This window comes from Alteraurantiacibacter palmitatis (genome assembly GCF_037154115.1).
GTDB lineage: Bacteria > Pseudomonadota > Alphaproteobacteria > Sphingomonadales > Sphingomonadaceae > Alteraurantiacibacter > Alteraurantiacibacter palmitatis.
The window spans coordinates 271,953-284,943 of the sequence record NZ_JBANRO010000005.1 but is presented as its reverse complement, the minus strand read 5'-3'; the positions used below and the strand labels follow the sequence as shown (position 1 = coordinate 284,943).

Annotated in this window: 9 protein-coding genes and 1 tRNA gene; 3 read left to right on the top strand and 7 right to left on the bottom strand. The window is 65.3% G+C overall.

Translation table 11 applies throughout. The features are described 5' to 3' along the window. Positions 1 to 301 precede the first annotated feature (301 nt). Both WFP44_RS08155 and WFP44_RS08150 read left to right on the top strand, forming a co-directional pair. Positions 302 to 1,318, top strand: coding sequence for a TerC family protein (locus tag WFP44_RS08155; RefSeq protein WP_336925965.1), 1,017 nt, complete (start codon positions 302 to 304; stop codon positions 1,316 to 1,318). A 51-nt stretch (positions 1,319 to 1,369) separates the two neighbouring features. Next, positions 1,370 to 1,444 (top strand) — tRNA-Thr (locus WFP44_RS08150). A 19-nt stretch (positions 1,445 to 1,463) separates the two neighbouring features. Here WFP44_RS08150 and WFP44_RS08145 read toward each other — a convergent pair. The 4 genes from WFP44_RS08145 to WFP44_RS08130 all read right to left on the bottom strand — a co-directional run bounded on the left by WFP44_RS08145 (position 1,464) and on the right by WFP44_RS08130 (position 7,498). Continuing rightward, positions 1,464 to 3,170 carry an alkaline phosphatase D family protein gene (locus tag WFP44_RS08145; RefSeq protein ID WP_336925951.1) on the bottom strand — a complete coding sequence of 569 codons (1,707 nt, stop codon included), beginning with the start codon at positions 3,168 to 3,170 and terminating at the stop codon, positions 1,464 to 1,466. A gap of 85 nt (positions 3,171 to 3,255) precedes the next feature. Next, a complete protein-coding gene (locus WFP44_RS08140; RefSeq protein ID WP_336925950.1) occupies positions 3,256 to 5,532 on the bottom strand; it encodes a TonB-dependent receptor in 2,277 nt (758 codons plus the stop codon). A gap of 170 nt (positions 5,533 to 5,702) precedes the next feature. Next, the gene (locus tag WFP44_RS08135; protein WP_336925949.1) at positions 5,703 to 6,092 is read right to left on the bottom strand and encodes a hypothetical protein; all 390 of its coding nucleotides are present in this window, start codon (positions 6,090 to 6,092) and stop codon (positions 5,703 to 5,705) included. A 119-nt stretch (positions 6,093 to 6,211) separates the two neighbouring features. Then, a complete protein-coding gene (locus WFP44_RS08130; RefSeq protein WP_336925948.1) occupies positions 6,212 to 7,498 on the bottom strand; it encodes an MgtC/SapB family protein in 1,287 nt (428 codons plus the stop codon). A 195-nt stretch (positions 7,499 to 7,693) separates the two neighbouring features. Between WFP44_RS08130 and WFP44_RS08125 the strand changes: the two genes are divergently transcribed. Then, positions 7,694 to 8,653, top strand: a complete 960-nt coding sequence (locus WFP44_RS08125; RefSeq protein WP_336925947.1) for a CHAD domain-containing protein — start codon at positions 7,694 to 7,696, stop codon at positions 8,651 to 8,653. A 53-nt stretch (positions 8,654 to 8,706) separates the two neighbouring features. On the opposite strand, the gene WFP44_RS08120 is transcribed toward WFP44_RS08125, so the two are convergent. From WFP44_RS08120 to WFP44_RS08110, 3 genes are read right to left on the bottom strand one after another with little or no spacing between them, the layout of a single operon-like run. Then, the gene (locus tag WFP44_RS08120) at positions 8,707 to 9,312 is read right to left on the bottom strand and encodes a nuclear transport factor 2 family protein (RefSeq protein ID WP_336925946.1); all 606 of its coding nucleotides are present in this window, start codon (positions 9,310 to 9,312) and stop codon (positions 8,707 to 8,709) included. 25 nt (positions 9,313 to 9,337) lie between these two features. Further along, positions 9,338 to 11,365, bottom strand: a complete 2,028-nt coding sequence (locus tag WFP44_RS08115) for a PQQ-dependent dehydrogenase, methanol/ethanol family (RefSeq protein WP_336925964.1) — start codon at positions 11,363 to 11,365, stop codon at positions 9,338 to 9,340. After that, complete coding sequence (locus tag WFP44_RS08110; RefSeq protein WP_336925945.1) at positions 11,365 to 12,975, bottom strand: carotenoid oxygenase family protein; 1,611 nt, start codon at positions 12,973 to 12,975, stop codon at positions 11,365 to 11,367. The genes WFP44_RS08115 and WFP44_RS08110 overlap by 1 nt, the downstream gene beginning before the upstream one ends. Positions 12,976 to 12,991: the final 16 nt, after the last annotated feature.

The window sequence follows — 12,991 nt, the reverse complement described above, 5'->3', positions numbered from 1 at the left end:
GCCATCACGCCCAGCGATGGGCATCATAACGGCTCAAGGCTCTACTCGTAGCTGGTAGAAACTTCGGGCTCAGACCAGCGCGCATCAAGGCGTTGCTGTTCAAGGTTTCGCTGCGGCCTGCTCTCGCCTGAGAGCGGCTTCGGCCAGCGCGGGGGAGGCATCGCTTCCGGGCGTTCCCCACCCCCCCCTCCAGCCCGGACGGGCTTTCCCCGCGCTACCCCATCCCTCTTTTGTCCCGGTCGCCCCTCTTGCAACAGGAGTGTCGGGATGTTTTCGTTGCCGCTAACCTTGAGGCTGCATGATCGAATTTCTCACCGCCGACTGGCTGGGCACGCCTGTGTGGTTCTGGGCCGCATTCCTCGCCATCGTCATCCTGCTCACCGCGTTCGATCTGGGCGTGCTGCACAAGGAGGACCGCGAGCTGGGCATTGCGGAAAGCCTCAAGCTGAGCGTGTTCTACATCACCGTGGCGATGCTGTTCGGCGTGTGGGTGTGGATTGAACGGGGGGCGACATCGGCTTCCGAATATTACACCGGCTTCTTCATCGAAAAGGCGCTGTCGATCGACAATGTCTTCGTCATCAGCCTGATCTTCACCTATTTCGCCATTCCCGCCAAATACCAGTACCGCGCGCTGCTGTGGGGCATCATGGCGGTGATCGTGCTGCGCGGCCTGATGATCGCGGGCGGGGCGGCGCTGCTGGCCGAAGCTTATTGGGTGCTCTACCTGTTCGCCGCCTTCCTGATTTTCACCGGCATCAAGATGTTCTTTGCCGGCGACGAGCCGATGGATGTGGGGAGCAACCCCGCCATCCGCTGGATCAGCCGGCGGATGCGAGTCACGCCCGATCTGCACGGCCAGCGCTTCTTCGTGAAGGTGCCGGATGAAAAGACCGGCAAGATGGTGCGCGCCGCGACCCCGCTGTTTCTGGCGCTGGTGGTCATCAACCTGGCGGATCTGGTGTTTGCAGTGGACAGCGTGCCGGCGATCTTTGCCATCACCACGGACACTTTCATCGTCTACACCAGCAATATTTTCGCGATCCTTGGCCTGCGCGCGCTGTATTTCGCGCTGGCGGCGATGGTGCACCGTTTCCACTACCTCAAATATGCGCTGGCGGCCGTGCTCGTGTTCATCGGGTCGAAGATCTTTGTGTCCGATTTCATGCTTGATGGCGGAAAGATTCCGGCGTGGATCAGCCTGGGCGTCACCTTTGCGCTGATCGCGGGCGGGGTGGTCTGGTCGCTGTGGAAGACAAAGGGGATGGAGGAGCCGGACTGGCCGGTGGAGAGCCGCCCGCCGACCCTGCCATCCTGATATTGCAGCATCTTGCCGCCTGCCTTCGACTTACCTATGGAAGCCCGGCGTGCCGGTGTAGCTCAGTGGTAGAGCAACCGCCTTGTAAGCGGTAGGTCGTCAGTTCAATCCTGACCTCCGGCACCACGCCATCCCTTCCCGGTGGTCAGGCAAAGCGGATGGCGCCGCCATCGCGGCTGATGTCCTTGCGGTTGAGGATGAAGGGGCGGAACGTGGCTTCGCGCACCGTGTCCACTGCGATGAAGCTGGCGGTTGCGCCGTCATGGCGCATATCCAGCCGGACATAGCCCTGGTGCATATTGTCGGTCCAATCGACTTCGGGAATATGTTCGGCAAATGCGGCGTCAAGCCGACGGGACAGTTCGTCGCCGAAGCCGCTTTCGACAAAATCGCCGGGCGAAGTGACGCCCGCCGTGCCCAGTTCAACGCCCACCGGGCGGCCGCGCGCATCCTTCAGCGAATTGGCCCAGAAGCTGTGGCTGTCGCCGGTGAGGAAGATCAGATCCGCCGCGCCCGCACCCCGCGCCATATCGTACAGCCGTTCGCGCGCCCAGCCATAGCCGTCCCAGGTATCGGGATAAAAGGGCAGGCCCGCGCGGCCCTTCAGCGCCAGAATGCGCGCATTGGACAGCGCGCCTTCCGAATAGGGTGCGCCCGGTGCAAAGGGATCGGGCAGCACGCCCAACGCGACCAGATCGGGCACATCGGTGCGCGCAATGGGGATGGCGTTGCCGATCAGCCGCCACGGCTGGCCCGCGCTGACCGAGGCGCGCAAGGCTCGCTCCAGATCCGCCTCGCACCGCTGCGAGATCATCCGGCGGCCGGGCGCGTCAAGCACTTCGCGGCGGAAGCGGGCAATCGCCTCCGCATCGCCCGCCACATCCGCCAGCGGCGCATAATCGGCCTGTTCGGCCCGCGCGGTGTGGCGCGATTCGAGCGTGAACAGGCTGGCAAGGTCACCCAGCACGTAATTGCGCCAGAACTCGCGCCCGTCCGGGCCCGGCGTGCCCGGCCAGCCGGGTTCGCGCACCGGCATCCATTCGTAATAGGCGCGGATAGAGGCGGCGCGGCGGGCTTCCCAGTCGCCCTCTGTCGCGTTCTGGTGGTTTTGCGCGCCGCCCACCCAGGGGTTGTTGGTGCTTTCATGGTCGTCCCAGCAGGCCATGAAGGTATGCGCGGCGTGCATCGCCTGCGCTCCCGGATCGGTCTTGTACTGCGCGTGGCGGCGGCGGTAATCGGAAAGGGACACGATCTCGTGCGCGGGATCGTGGCGGCGGCCCAGCGCCTGCGCCACGTCGTCGCCCCAGCCATCGTGCCCGTATTCGTAGATGTAGTCGCCGGTATGCAGCACGAAATCGACCGCCGGATCGTGCGCCATGGCGGTATAGGCGTGGAAATGGCCGAAGGCGAAATTGGAGCAGGAGGCCAGCGCAATGCCCAGCCTGTCCACATGGCCGGCGGGTAGGGTGCGCGCGCGGCCAATCGGGCTGACATGGCCGTCAAAATGGAAACGGTAGTAATAGGATGCGCCCGGCTGAAGGCCAGTTGCAAGCCATTTGGCGGTGTGGTCCTGATCCGGCCCGGTGGCGATCCGGTGGCTGGCAATAATGCGCGAAAAGGCCAGATCCTCGGCCAGTTCGCAGGTCAGCATGACCGGCCCGCTGGTGGTGGCGCGCGTCCACAGGACCACGCTGGTCGCATCGGGATCGCCGCTGGCCACGCCGTGCTGGAACGGCCCGGTTGTGCGCGCGGCCGCAGGCAAAGGGAATGCGCCGGCAGCTGCGCCAAGGGCAAGGCCCGACAAGGCCGTGCGGCGGTTGACGCGCAGCAAAGGCGGTGCGGTGCGGATCATGGCGGGGGCGTCCCTCTGACGAAATGGGCAAGGAAGGGGCAGGGCGGGCCGGCAGGATGTCTCCCGCCGGCCCGCCTCGTTCAGTTCAGAAGCTGGTGCGCAGGCTGACAAAGAATTGCTGCGGCGCACCGACCAGCAGCGTCTGCCGGTCGCCGCTGTTGCCAAAGCCGCCCGACCCGATGGTCGAGACGTAATCCTTGTCGAACAGATTGGTGGCGTTCAGCTGCACTTCGATGAAGTCGTTGAAGCGATAGCCCAGCGTCGCATCGACAATCGCCCGGCCCGGCACCGACTGGTCGTTGGTGTAGGTGAAGAAACGGCGCGACATATAATTCGCACCGATCCGGCCGAACAGCGTGCCATCGTCATAGCCCAGTTCCCCGCGCAACAGGTGCTTGGGCGCGTCCACCACGGTCTTGCCCTTGATCGCGGCCAGCAGCGTGCCCGATACGTTGAACACATCGTCGCGGTATGTCGCATCGGTATAGCTGTAGGAGGCGAACAGGTTGAACCCGCCGCCAAGGCGCAGATCGCCCACCGCTTCAAAGCCCAGCGCGCGGACATTGCCCACGTTCTGCAGCACGTTGGGGCTGCCCACAATGCTCGGCCCGGCCGCAGCCGACAGCAGCCGGTTGCGGAAATTGACCAGATAGGCGCCGACCACGCCGTTGAAGACCGGATCGTTGAACCGCAGCCCCAGCTCGTAGGTGTCGGATTGTTCGGGCTTCAGCGTGTCGCGGATCGCGTTGAAGCCAGTCTGGTTGGTGCTGAACGGGCCGGTCGTGGTGGCCGAGGCAAAGGCGCGGGTCGCCTGCGTGAAGCCGCCGAACAATTCGGCTGCATCGCTCAGTTCCACATTGAAGCCGGCGTGCGGCTGGAACCAATCCTCGACCGTGATCTTGCCCGACGGGAAGCTGGCTGCCACGATCGGCGTCGCCTCATTCGTGACCTTGAAGCCCTTCCAGCCAAGATTCAGCGTGAGCATACCCAGATCGATCCGATCGGCCACGCTGTATTGCATCGTGTCGGTGGTGAAATCGAATTCCCACTGGGTGAAGAAGGGGTTCTTGGGCCATTCGCGGAACGACAGGCCCGGATTGGTGCGGCTTTCAAAGGCGTAGAAGCGGCGCGCCTGGTTGAAATCGTTGTTTTCGCGCCAGGCGGTGACGGTGAAGGTCTGGATGCCTGTTTCAAAGGTGAGATTGGCAAATACGCCGACACGCTGCATCTCGTATTCGGTGGTGCGCACCGACATCGGCACGCCGTTGGGGCTGGGCACATAGGGGGTGCCCCAGAGGCCGCGACCGGAATTGTCGTGGTAATAGCCGCGGATCGCAAAGCTGCCCGCATCGCCCAGCGGCAGGGTCAGGCCGATATGGGTAAGGAAGTCCTTGCGCAGGCCGGAAGCGTCGTAATAGGCATCGTCGGGGCTGGTGATATTGCCCGGATAGACGGTGCCCGCAGCCGGGTTGGAAACCGGCGCGCCGGTATCGCCGCGGTTGTTGGCAATATCGGCCACGCGGATCGCCAGTGCGTAATCGGGGAAGAAATTGTCCCAGCGGTTGCCCAGGCGGCTCAGCATATCGAGCGACATATCCTGGTAATCCTGCTCGCGCCGGTCGGAATAGCTGGCCCATGCGTCCAGTTCCACATCGCCGATGGGAACCACGACCTTGGCATTGACCATGTGCTGGTCCTGCTTGCCTTCGCCCTTGAACTTGTCGGACGAGCCATAGCCGTAGGAGACATAGCCGCGCGCGCCGTTGTCGCTGCCGGCATTGACGCGCAGGAAGCCGCGCATCGTGTCGTTGCTGCCATAGGTGGCGGCGGCATCAAGGGCGAAGCGTCCTTCGGGGGCCACGCTGAAGGTTTCCACCGTGCCGCCCAGATTGCCCGTGGAATTGGTGCCGAGCGAGCCGGCGCCCTGGCTGACGAGAACCGAGCCGACATTCTCGCTGCTCACCGCGCGGCTGATATGCAGGCCGTTGTGGTTGCCATAGCTCATATCGCCCAGCGGCACGCCGTCGAAGGTGAAGCCAAGCTGGTTCTGGTTGAAGCTGCGGATGGTGACGCGGGTCGACCATTCGTAATTGCCGAAAGGATCGGCGGCCTGGATGTTGACGCTGGGCAGCTTTTCGATGGCGCGGATCACGCTGGTGCCCGGCAGCAGGCTGGAAATGTCCTGCGCCTGGATTTCCTGCACCTGGCGCGTCTGGCCCTGACCGTAGACGATGATGACATCGCTGGCGGTTTCGGCGCTGGCATCGGCGGTCTCGGCGGTGTCTGCATTGGCGAGCGCGGGCTGTGCGAACAGCGCCAGCGGCGCGACCGAAGCCAGGGCGATTGTCCTCAAACTGTGCATGGTTGTTATCCCTCATGTGTTTCCCGCACGCAGGCGTGTTCGCCGCTGCGGTCGAGGGGCGCGCTAGGCGCGCAGTATTACGCTGCAATGCACAATTGGTGACCGATCAGCGAAGCTTTCGGCACCGGAAAATGGCCGAATTGTGAACCTCTGTCACACATCTGCGCCGGTCAGGTGGCTGCTGGCGCCACCAGACCTGCCGCTTGCAGGATCGCGGCCTGCACCAGCATGACGACCAGCCAGTGCCCGCTCGCCGCAAGGATTGTCCCGGTGCGCCTGCCCAGTGCGGCCAGCGTCACCGCCAGCGCGGGCAGGACAAAGCCCAGCCAGATGATGAAGGCGCTGCCCAATGCCATGGTCCATGCGCCTGCTTCATCGGGGGCCAGGATCAACGCCCCTGCAAGGATGGCCGCCAGCCAGAACTCGGCCAGCGCGGCCAGCGCGACCACTTGCCATCGCAGCGGCGCCGTTTCGGCAAGGCGCAGCCAGATCGCCCCGATCGCCAGCCCGGCAAGCGTCGCCAGCGCGATGGGGACACTATTCTGAAGAATGTAGATCACGCCTGCAGACCCCTTGGACAGCGAGGAGGGCAAGGCCGCCTGCCACCCCTATCACCTTTCCGGCAGATATGGATCAGGGCGCGCATCCCGTCCAGCGCCGCAAGGCTGGCACGGAATGGTCAGCCAAACACGATCGCCGCATCGGCAAGACAGGTGGCAGCCAGAATCGCGCAGCTTGCCAGCAAGGCGAACCCGGCGCGCCGGCCCGCGGCCGGCCCGGCATTGGCGAACACGATGGCAGTCTTGAACGCCATGTTGACCACGACCGTCCCGGCCAGCGCCAGCGCCGCCAGGCTGACCGGCACCGCTTCGGCCGGAAGAACCGAATAGGCGACCATCGCCGCGTCGACATCAAAACTGCCCGCGATGAACAGGGAAATGGCCGCGCCGCTCTGGCCGAATTCGGCCTCTGCCCAGTGAACCAGCAAGGAGGACAGCGCCACGGCGAGCAGGAAACCCAGTGCCGGCAGCAGTTCAAAGGGCTTGGCCTTGAGCGTGGAGGCCGCCCCGGTGGAGGCGGTTTCCCGCTTCCACAATATGCCGACCAGCACGAATGCGGCAAGCATGGCAGGCACCAGGAGGAACGCCAGCGGCCCGAGCACGCGCGGCGCAAGGATCGCGGCAAGCACCAGCACCCGGACATACATCACGGCACTGGCCAGCGCGATGCCGGTCGCAAAGGGGCCGGGTTCCTTGTCCTTCAGGCGGGTGGACAAGGCTGCGGTCACCGCCGTGGAGGAATAGGCACCGCCGATCAGCGCGGTGGCAATCGTCCCCCTGTTCTGCCCGATGAGCCGGTTGGCGATATAACCGGCGACCGAAAAGCCGGTCACCAGCACCACGACAAGCCACAGGCGGAACGGGTTCCACGCCCCATAGGGGCCATAGGCCGCATCGGGCAGGAAGGGCAGCACGGCGGCCGCAATCACCGCATAACGGGCAATGGCGCGCACCTCCTCCTCGGACAGCGCCCGCAGCACGCCGTGCATCGGTCTGCGCAAGGCCAGCACCAGCGTGATAAGCGCGGCCCCCGCCAGTGCCAATGCGGCAAGGCCCGCGCCCGCCAGCAGGCCCAGGCCCAGCGTTGCCATGGCCGCGACGATGGTCGTTGCATCGCGGTTGCTGCCTTGTGGTCGTATGCGCAGAAATGCCCCGGCCACCACCACCACCAGGGCGGCAAGCAGGATCGCGCCAAGCCAGGAGGATATCTGGGTTGCCGTAATCGAAACCAGCCCGCCTGTGCCCCCGATCAGCGTGAAGGTGCGCACGCCCGCCACGCGTGTGCCTTCGGCCTCGGCTCGCTGGCGCCAGCCTCTCTCGATCCCCACCAGCAACCCTGCCGCCAGCGCGGCAAGCAGCTGGAGCGCCAGATTTGCCTGAATCGTCCATTCGGCGGCGTCGAACATGGCTCTCTTTACCGCGATCGACCGCCGCCGGATACACGCAGAGAGCAGGTCAACCGCGCCGAAGGTTTGCGCAAGGCGGGATGCCTTGCATTGGCAGGCGCGAGCGGCAACAATGTCCAGCCTGTGACAGGATGCGAGAGGCCCGCCTTTCACGCAGTGGGCAGGGCAGGCAGGCATCGAACCGGGGGAGCGCATATGATCCATCCCGTCGAACCCGAAACCAGCCCCAATGCAAGTACCGCCCCGCCGGTGCTGCTCAACCCGCAGATGGATACGCGGGAGGGCTTCCACGCCATTGCCCGCAATTGCCTTGCCCATCTCCTCGCCAATTATCCGCTGGTGGTGGCAAGGGGCGATGCGGAGGCTCTCCATCAGTCGCGCATCGCCATTCGCCGCTTGCGCGCGGCCTTCGCCTTGTTTCGCCGGGTGACTAACGATCCGCAGGCAGCGGTGCTGCGCGCCGAATGGAAAGCGGTTGCGGGCCGGCTGGGGCCGGCGCGCGATATGCAGGTGCTGTGCGATCTGGTGTCTGCCCAGGCGGCGGAAAGCGGGCAGGATTGCGCCGACCTCCTGGCCCATCTCGCCGCGCACCGCGATGAGGCGATTGGCGAGGCTCGGCATATGCTGGGCAGCGCGGCCTTTCAACGCCTGCTGCAAGACTTTGCGGCATGGCTGGAGGCGGGAAACTGGCTGACCTCGGCGGTGAAACGCGGTGGTGACGAGCCGATCACCGCCTTTGCCCGCCATGCCATCGCGCACCGCCTGCACAAGGTTCTACGCCATGAGGGAGATCTGGCGACAATGTCCGATGCTGCGCGGCACAGGCTGCGCATCAAGGTCAAGAAGCTGCGCTATGGCGTCGGCTTTTTCGCGTCGCTGCAATCAACACAGGCGGGTGCGGCGCGGCAGACAGCGCTCGCCAAGGTGCTGGGCAGGGTGCAGGACAGCCTTGGCGAACTGAACGACCTGGCGGTGGCGCCAGAAGTTGCAGAGGCCAGTTTTGCCGGGCTTGATCCGATTACCCGGGCACGCTTCGCCGCCCAGCTTCAGAAAATCCTGGAGCAAAGAGCGCACGACCGGCGGCGCCTGGTGAAGGCAGCGGAGCGCGCGCTGAAATCGGCAAGCCGCCACGCGGAAGATCGACGCAGGCCCTGAGGGATCAGCCTCCCCGCCGGCCTGTCACGGTCAAACGCCGTGCCGCTGGTCGCCTAGCGCCGGCCACCCCCGCGCGCGGCATCGGCAGCGGAATCCATGCCGCGCACCGGATTCTCCGGGCCGGATTCGCGGCCGGGCAGGAATTCGTTGAGCACGCGGCGGCGCTGGATCAGCCAGCGTCCGTCCAGCCTGCTGAACTGGTCTTCGTAAATGCCGTAAGTGCCCATCTTCATCGTGTCGCCGGGGCCGTTATTGGCCATTTCTACCCACAGCGTGGTGCCCCATGCCCGGTCGCCTTCGACCCGCACGGCGGATTGCAGCACGACATGGCGCAGCTTGGCAGGCTGGCCGTCCTCGGTGTGGTAAAAGCGGCCGATATTCTCGGAAAAGCGCGTCACCGCCTCGCGGATTTCCGCCTGCCCGCGATAGGTGCCGCTGGCAAATTCCAGCTCCGCATCGGGGGCGAAGGTCGCCATGTAGGCGTCCCAGTCGAAATAATCGATGGCGAACAGATACCGCGCCATCAGATCCTCGATCTCGGCCTTGTCCTGCGCATAGGTGGGGGCGTAGGTGGGCGCGGGCGATTGCGCCGCCAACCGTGCCGCTGGCATTGCCGTAACCATCAGTGCAGCGGCCAGCGCGGTTTTCCAGTTTTGCATGATCTGTCCCCTCCCGGTAAAATGGTCAGCCGCCCCAGTCCTCGTTGGCGCGGGCGATCAGGTATTGGTGAATGGCCTCGGCCTCCTCTGCCGACAGCACATCGGCAAAGCTGGCCATGCCGGCGCGGGCGCGCGATCCGCGCAGCACGATATCGGCAAAGGCGGCATGGGTGGCGGGCGTCATATGGCGCAGATCCTTCACCCCGCCGCGCGCGGCATTGCCGTGGCACAGCGCGCAATTCGCGCCGTAAAGCGCCTCGCCCCGCGCGACTGTTTGCAGCGATGCGGTGAGCGGCGGCGGGGGCGCAAGTTCGGGCAACGCCATGCTTTCGGGCGGCATGGGCGGCAATTGCACCGTGCCGCCAAGCCGGAACACCAGCAGGCGCGGGCGGCCGAGGAACAGGTGCGAAAACTGCGCGCGCTCCACATGGGCAAGGCCGCCGCCCCATCCGGCATTGACCGCCACATATTGCACGCCGTCCACCATGTAGGTGATGGGCGCGGCAATCGGCACATTCTGCACCGGCATCTCCCACAGCTTCTCGCCCGTATCGGCGCGGTAGGCGGCAAAGGTGGTGCCAATCGTGCCCTGAAACACCAGATTGCCTGCGGTCGCCAGCACGCCGCCCGATCCCTTTTGCGAATAGGGCACGCGCCAGCGTTCGGTCTGTGTGACGGGATCCCACGCGGCCAGCCAGCCCTTGGAGTTGGCGTCCGCATATTCGGCAATCTGGCGGCGGATATCGTCATGCCCGGAAAAAGCGGTGCCCAGCCCGCGCCCCGGCTCGTAAGTCTCCGCCGCGGCATAGGCCATGTAGGTTTCGGTCACGGGGATATAGACAAGGCCCGTCTGCGGGCTGAACGCCATCGGGTTCCAGTTATGCGCGCCGCCCGCGCCGGGGCTGACCATGACGGGAATGGTGCCGTAACGCGCCGCTGGGTTCTCCACCGGGCGCCCCGTGGCCGTGTCCACTGCGCTCGCCCAGCTGATCGGCGCAATCGCCTCGGCGCTCAGCAGTTCGCCGGTTGCCCGGTCGAGCACGTAGAAAAAGCCGTTCTTGGGCGCCTGCATGATGACCTGCCGGGTGCGCCCGCCGATTTCCAGATCAGCAAGGATCATCTGCTGCGTGGCGGTGTAATCCCACTCCTCACCCGGCACGGTCTGGTAATGCCAGCGGTATTCTCCTGTCCGCGCATCCAACGCCACGATGCTCGCGAGGAACAGATTATCCCCGCCATCAGGGCTGCGATAGGCGCGCGTCCACGGCGATCCGTTGCCCGTGCCGATATAGATGAGGCCAAGCTCAGGATCGTAGCTGATCGAATCCCACACCGTGCCGCCGCCGCCCGCCAGCCACCATTGGCCGCTCCATGTGGCGGCGGCCATGCGCATGGCCTCGTTTTCAAACCCGTCAGCCGGATTGCCTGGAACCGTATGCCAGCGCCAGCGCAGCGCGCCGGTCACCCGCTCATAGGCGGAGATATAGCCGCGCACTCCCATTTCCGCGCCGCCATTGCCGATCAGCACCAGATCGCCCGCCACGCGCGGCGCGCCGGTAATGGTGTAGCTTTGCGCGTTGTCGACCGTGAGTGTGGACCACACAGTTTCGCCGCTGTCCTTGTCCAGCGCGATCAGCCGCCCGTCCAGCGTGGCCACAAACACGCGGGCACCGTCGCTCGCCAAGCCCCGGCTGACAATGTCGCAGCAGGCGAGGCGGCCGAAACGCAGGGGCACTTGCGGATCGAACCGCCACAGCACGCGGCCATTGGTGGCGTCATGCGCGGTGACGACATTCCACGGCTCGACATTATACAGCGTGCGCCCCACCACGATGGGCGTCGCCTCCTGCCCCCGGTCGCTGGCGAGGTCAGCATACCAGGCAAGGCCCAATTGCCCCACATTGCCATCGTTGATTTGCGTCAGCGGAGAGAAACGCTGCTCATCCGCCGTGCGGCCGGTATTGATCCATTCGGCGTGGCCGCCTTGCGCCAGCGCCACACCATAGGTGAGCGGCGCCAGAAAAGCTGCCAGCGCGGCCAGCCACCTGCGCATCACGCCGGGATCGCCCCCGGTATGTCCTTCGCATCCGCCCAGAAGCCGTGCACCTGCCCGACGCAGCGATAGGGCATCTTCACCCGTGCGCGCGGGCCGCCATTGGTATCGGCCAGATCGAACAGGATGAGATCGCTGCGCCCGGCCTCCGCCATGCTGGAGCCGAGGCCGATCAGATAGCCGTCGCCTTCCTCCGCATCATGGCGCCGCGGCACGAAGGTCATTTCCGAAAGCTGGTATCCGGGCACCGACAGCACCTTGGACGTGCCCAGCCGGTGATCGATCACCGCCCAGCCGCCATTGGGGCCGGTCACCTGCAAAAAGCCCCAGCGATAGGGCAGCGTGTGGAACCGGTCATCCTGCCGGCTGAGCACGCCCTGCACCTCCGGGAAGATCGTTTCCGCCTGATACCGGTCGTTTGTGCGGCTTGCCATGTCCACGGTGAAGCGGCGGATGTAGCCGGTGCCTTTCACGGGATCGAAGGGCTCGTGAAGCGAGGGGAAGAAGGGGAACTGGTTGCCTTCGCCCCCGTCCATGTCGACGGTGATTTTCGTGCCTTCGTTCCAGCCGCCCATCACATGGGTGCAGAACAGGTTCGGCCCGGTCAACCATTTCAGATCGCGCCCGTCACCCCCGCGCCGCATCACGCCCATGTAGCAAGGGGCGGTGCTGTCATAGCTGAAATGCACCCCGCCTGCCCGGATGCGGTTTTCATCCGCCACCATGTTGACGAGGTAGAGCACGATGTAATCCTGCGTGACGCAGAAATCGTGCATCATGCCGGCATAGGGCGCGGCCACGGTGACCGACCAGAAGATGCGGCCGTCCCGGTCGGCCTCGAACACATTGATGTCTTTCGACAGGAAGCCGGTCGCCTCGTACCCAAAGCCGATCAGGCCGCCGGTCGCGGGATCGATCTTGGGATGGGCGGTGTGCGTCTGGCTCTCCAGCTTTCCGCCAAAAGTGTATTCGGGATCCAGCGTGTCCAGCGTCAGCGGGTCCATCACCACGGGCGGGCTGTCTTCCTTGAACACCAGCAGCTTGCCGTGATGCAGGAACAATTGCGTATTGGCGGTGCCCCGGTTGAGGCCCGCGACCGAAGGATCATCGGTGAGCGGGTTGCGGTACATTCCGAACAGGCTGCGCCGCGCCTCTGCCTGCGCGACGAAGCGGGCATTGCGGGCATAGCGGGTGCGGTAATCGACGTGTCCGTCCTTGATGCGGAACATCGAGACATGGCCTTCGCCGTCAAAGGGGATGTCGCCCGCCCATTGATCGGGCTTGGGATATTGCGGGTCCGGCCCCACGCGGTAGAATGCGCCGTCGAGGTCAGTGGGCCAGTCGCCTTCCACCTCGCAATCGCGCTGGTCCATTTCGGTGCGGTTGCGGGCCGACGCAGGGCCGCCGCCAAAGGCACGCGGATCATCGGGGAAATCGACCTGCGGCGCACCGGATGGGCGCGGGCCAGTCGGGTGGGGCGCACCGCCCGCTTGTGCCAGCGCCTGCCCGCTCATCCCGATCAGCGCCGCGCTGCCCGCCGAAAGCCCTAGGGCTGCGCTGCCGATAAAGCCGCGCCGGTCCAGCCGCGGCCCCTTGCCGTTATCCGTCATTACCCTCTCCCCGGCG